Genomic DNA, 3,630 nt, shown 5'->3' on the forward strand with positions numbered 1-3,630 from the left:
GTCAAATACACTTCATAGTGAATGGATCCCGTCAGCCCCTCTTTATCCAAATACTGGTTGATTAATCTTGTCAAATCTTCCCGATTCGTGTGAACTTGAAATTGGATATCTTCTTCATGGCTTACTTTCGGTATCAGCTGTTTATCTTTAGTCGGCAAATTAACTAAAATCGTTACAAACAGGATGACCAGGATGTTTAAGGCTAATAGGGAAATAAACAAAGTCTTCCACTTGACATTTGTCATTCTTGGTCATCATCTCCTTTGGCACTCGCTTCCAATGTGTCCTTTCCGATAGTGGTAATATCCATATCATTATAGATTCTTGTCGCGATTAATTCATAGCCGCGGTCATTTGGGTGAAAATAATCCTCGGCATACAGCAAATCTTCTTCGGAATTCTCGAAAATGTCTGCTATATCAATAAAATAAGCTGAATCATATTCTTCGATAATCTCTTTCCCGCTTTCATTCCAATCATTCATGATCATATCAAGTTCATAAAAATCTGCGAACCATTTGGAAAATGGATTATAGACGCCCACAAGATAAATTTGCGCATGATCATTTTCGGAACGAACCTTATCAAGTATCTGCCTTAATCTTTTTTCATACCCTATTTTTGCCGAATCAAACTGATTCAGCTCCAAATCCGAGAAATTCTGCTTAAAGACCTTCATGATATCATTTCCACCGATTGTGACGACAACCGAATCAGCTTGCTTTATGTCTTCTTTAATCCTAGCTTTATCCAGTCTTTTCAATAGTTGGTCGGTCCTATTTCCACGTATGCCATGATTAATCATCTCAACGGAAGTAATCGATGGTTCTTTTTCCAGCTTATTTTGTAAATAAGGCAGATACCCGCCATTATCTTTACTATCGCCGACACCTTGAGTCAAGGAATCGCCAATCGATACGATTTTCACAGGGTCCGGAAAAAAGCTGGCAGGAATGGTTTCCTTTTTACTCAGCTCAACTATGCTTTTCTGCTGAACAGATGGCTGATGTGACACTGTTTCACTTTGGCCGCAGCCCGAGATCCAAACTAGGCATATGAAAAGACAGGTGATTCTGTACCTCATGACCCTCACCTTCCTACCCATATATTATATCATGCAGAAAACGAATGATTGCAAACAATATATACCTTCTTTTTCATTGTACTTTTAGCTTGAGCCTTCCTTACTATACCATATGAAAAATGCAGTGAATTAAAGCTAGTCCTATAAAAATTAGCATGTACTGAGCATGCAAAATCATTCTTCACATCCGCTGTTTCTTCAAAAACAAATCCCCATATTTTCACCATCGCTTAAGCCCTAATGAGGTCATTGTAAAATGATGGATGAAAAACAGAAAGAACAGGTCATTTAACCTGTTCAATAATTCTGTAAAATTTTAATATGCTTAATGATTTCATCAAAGGGAATATCTTGGAGACCCGTATAATCCATGATGATCTTTCCTTCTTGATCAATTAGAAAAAAGCTGGTCCCATGAATCACCTGATCTTCTGCTTCAGGTTTTTTGACGATCGTTTTAAAGTTATCCAATGCAAATTGCTCGATTTCTTCCTGACCATAACCGGTCAGAAAGTGCCAATTTCCGTAATCCACATTAAATTGGTCGCCATACCTTTTTAAAACATCAGGTTTGTCAATTTCCGGGTCCACGGAAAATGATACGAACTCAACATCCGTAATACCTTCATCCTTCAATTGCTGCTGCAGCTTCGTCATATTAGAAGTCATGGGGAGGCAGACAGTCTCGCAGTTTGTGAATATAAAATCCGCTACCCAAACCTTTCCTTTTAGATCGCTTTTTGAGAAAGGTTTACCCTCCTGATCAATGTAACTGAAATCTTCAAGGTCCCAATTTTTAGCATCAGGTACACCATTGGAACCGCATGCTGCCAACAGCAAAAGAATTGATGCTACCATAGCTGCCATAAGCAAATGCAGCTTTCTCATCCCTACCCCGTCCTTTATGTATAAAATATTCTGTTACTTCATTTATTCTAACAGACCAATCTTAATGAGAACAGCAACTATTTCTACGAATTAAAGACAATTGTAAAGTGGCAAAACCTCCGCCATACGCAGTTTCATATGTTTCATCCATATTAGTCCCAATAATACATGATTGCCATGGCGCCTTCACCTGTATGAGTACTGACGACGGCCGTTGTTGCTTCTATCTTTATATCTTGATATCCTGTTAAGTCTGCAATGGCCTGTCGAACCTTATCCGCTATTTCAAGTCCATTCGCATGTACAAAACCAATGCCACTAATTTTTTTTCCTTGTGTGTCTTCTTTGAATTTCTTGATGATGAACTTCACGACCTGTGACTGGCTCCTGGCTTTGGATACAGGATTCAGTACACCATCATCCAGAAGTGCAATCGGCTTTATGTGCAGCAATGAACCGATAAAAGCAGAAACTTTGCCAATCCTTCCACCCTTAACGAGGTTATCAAGAGTTTCTATGACAATGATTAAACTTGACTGCTTTTTAATATGTTCCAATCGTTCAATTATCTCGGCTACGGATTTCCCTTCCTTCGCCATCTTCGCTGCCTCTATCACCTGAAATGACATCGCTTTAGAAATGAATTTCGAGTCAAGAACGGTAACCTTCGCTTCAGACATGCTAGCTGCGCTTTCCGCTGAGCGAACTGTGCCGCTCATGCCACCTGTCATATGTATGGAAATAATCTCGCTGCCGTCTTTTCCGAGTTCATCATATACCTCCACAAATGTACCTACGGCTGGTTGTGAGCTTTTTGGCAGTTCTTTTGACTGGTTCATCCTTCTCAGGAATTCTTCTTGTTCAATTTCAACCTTATCCAAAAAGGTCTCCCCATCTATAAAGATGGATAATGGGACCATTGTTATATCATAAAAGTTCAGTTCCTCTGGTGTCATATCTACTGTCGAATCTGTTACTATCTTTACTTTATTCATCATTACACATCCCTAAATTAACATATCTATTGTATTATACCTATTCAAAGTACGCATTCAAACCAAAGGTCATCCTTTTCAAATGAAGTGATACTTTTCTATTGAAATGAATACACAAAAAAAGACCGTTCCATGAGCTAACCTGAACACATGCCGATTTATTCGATATTGCATGGCATTGTGTCATCTCTTTTAACGGAGAAGTTAGCTATGGAATAGTCCGCATTAAGCATTATTAAGTAAACTTCCAAAAAAAAGCTTGTTATAGACGGGCCATTTGAGTACGGATGCTAAATAATGCTTAAATGAGTAATTTTCTTTATGATCTTTATTGGCAAAAACCTTTTTAACAAACACTTCCAAACGCACGGTCAACATAAAAAAATTCGGATCACTAGGCAGTAAGACAGGTATTTCTGAAATTGTGACCTTATGTCCAAAACAATCTTTGAATTCCAAGCATTTGAACATCAAAATATCAATCCTCATTTTTAACCGATTGCTTACATTATACACAATAAAACCAAAAGTATAAATATTCAAATGTGTAAAAAAACAGAGAAATCAGATTGACTTTCATAAAAAAAGGCTGTTTTCGCATACTTTTTTGCTATTTACCAAGTAATGCGGTGTGGTTGATTTCCCCTCCAGATGCTCGCTTTC

General features: G+C 38.0%; 5 protein-coding genes. All 5 read right to left on the bottom strand.

Annotated features, from left to right (window positions below; translation table 11 throughout):
* Positions 1-245, bottom strand: a 245-nt coding sequence (locus tag ACFVSH_RS24120; RefSeq protein WP_387708262.1) for a DUF2140 family protein, incomplete at its 3' end; no start/stop codon positions are given.
* Positions 242-1,084: an SGNH/GDSL hydrolase family protein gene (locus tag ACFVSH_RS24125; protein WP_387708263.1), complete on the bottom strand. Its 843-nt coding sequence runs from the start codon at positions 1,082-1,084 to the stop codon at positions 242-244. The genes ACFVSH_RS24120 and ACFVSH_RS24125, both read right to left, overlap by 4 nt.
* 297 nt (positions 1,085-1,381) lie before the next feature.
* Complete coding sequence (locus ACFVSH_RS24130; protein ID WP_387708265.1) at positions 1,382-1,972, bottom strand: SCO family protein; 591 nt, start codon at positions 1,970-1,972, stop codon at positions 1,382-1,384.
* A 152-nt stretch (positions 1,973-2,124) separates the two neighbouring features.
* Positions 2,125-2,967: a DegV family protein gene (locus ACFVSH_RS24135; protein ID WP_387597210.1), complete on the bottom strand. Its 843-nt coding sequence runs from the start codon at positions 2,965-2,967 to the stop codon at positions 2,125-2,127.
* Between the two features lie 225 nt (positions 2,968-3,192).
* On the bottom strand, positions 3,193-3,456 hold the full coding sequence (locus tag ACFVSH_RS24140; protein ID WP_306804680.1) for a DUF2535 family protein: 264 nt from the start codon (positions 3,454-3,456) through the stop codon (positions 3,193-3,195).
* Positions 3,457-3,630 lie beyond the last annotated feature (174 nt).

Origin of the sequence: Peribacillus sp. NPDC058002 (genome assembly GCF_042886655.1) — a bacterium.
Classification (GTDB): domain Bacteria; phylum Bacillota; class Bacilli; order Bacillales; family DSM-1321; genus Peribacillus; species Peribacillus aracenensis.

What these genes read in the sequence shown, in the direction of transcription:
- ACFVSH_RS24125 (WP_387708263.1), bottom strand. Translation starts at nt 1,084, where the DNA reads ATGAGGTACAGAATCACCTGTCTTTTCATATGCCTAGTTTGGATCTCG.
- ACFVSH_RS24130 (WP_387708265.1), bottom strand. Translation starts at nt 1,972, where the DNA reads ATGAGAAAGCTGCATTTGCTTATGGCAGCTATGGTAGCATCAATTCTT.
- ACFVSH_RS24135 (WP_387597210.1), bottom strand. Translation starts at nt 2,967, where the DNA reads ATGAATAAAGTAAAGATAGTAACAGATTCGACAGTAGATATGACACCA.
- ACFVSH_RS24140 (WP_306804680.1), bottom strand. Translation starts at nt 3,456, where the DNA reads ATGAGGATTGATATTTTGATGTTCAAATGCTTGGAATTCAAAGATTGT.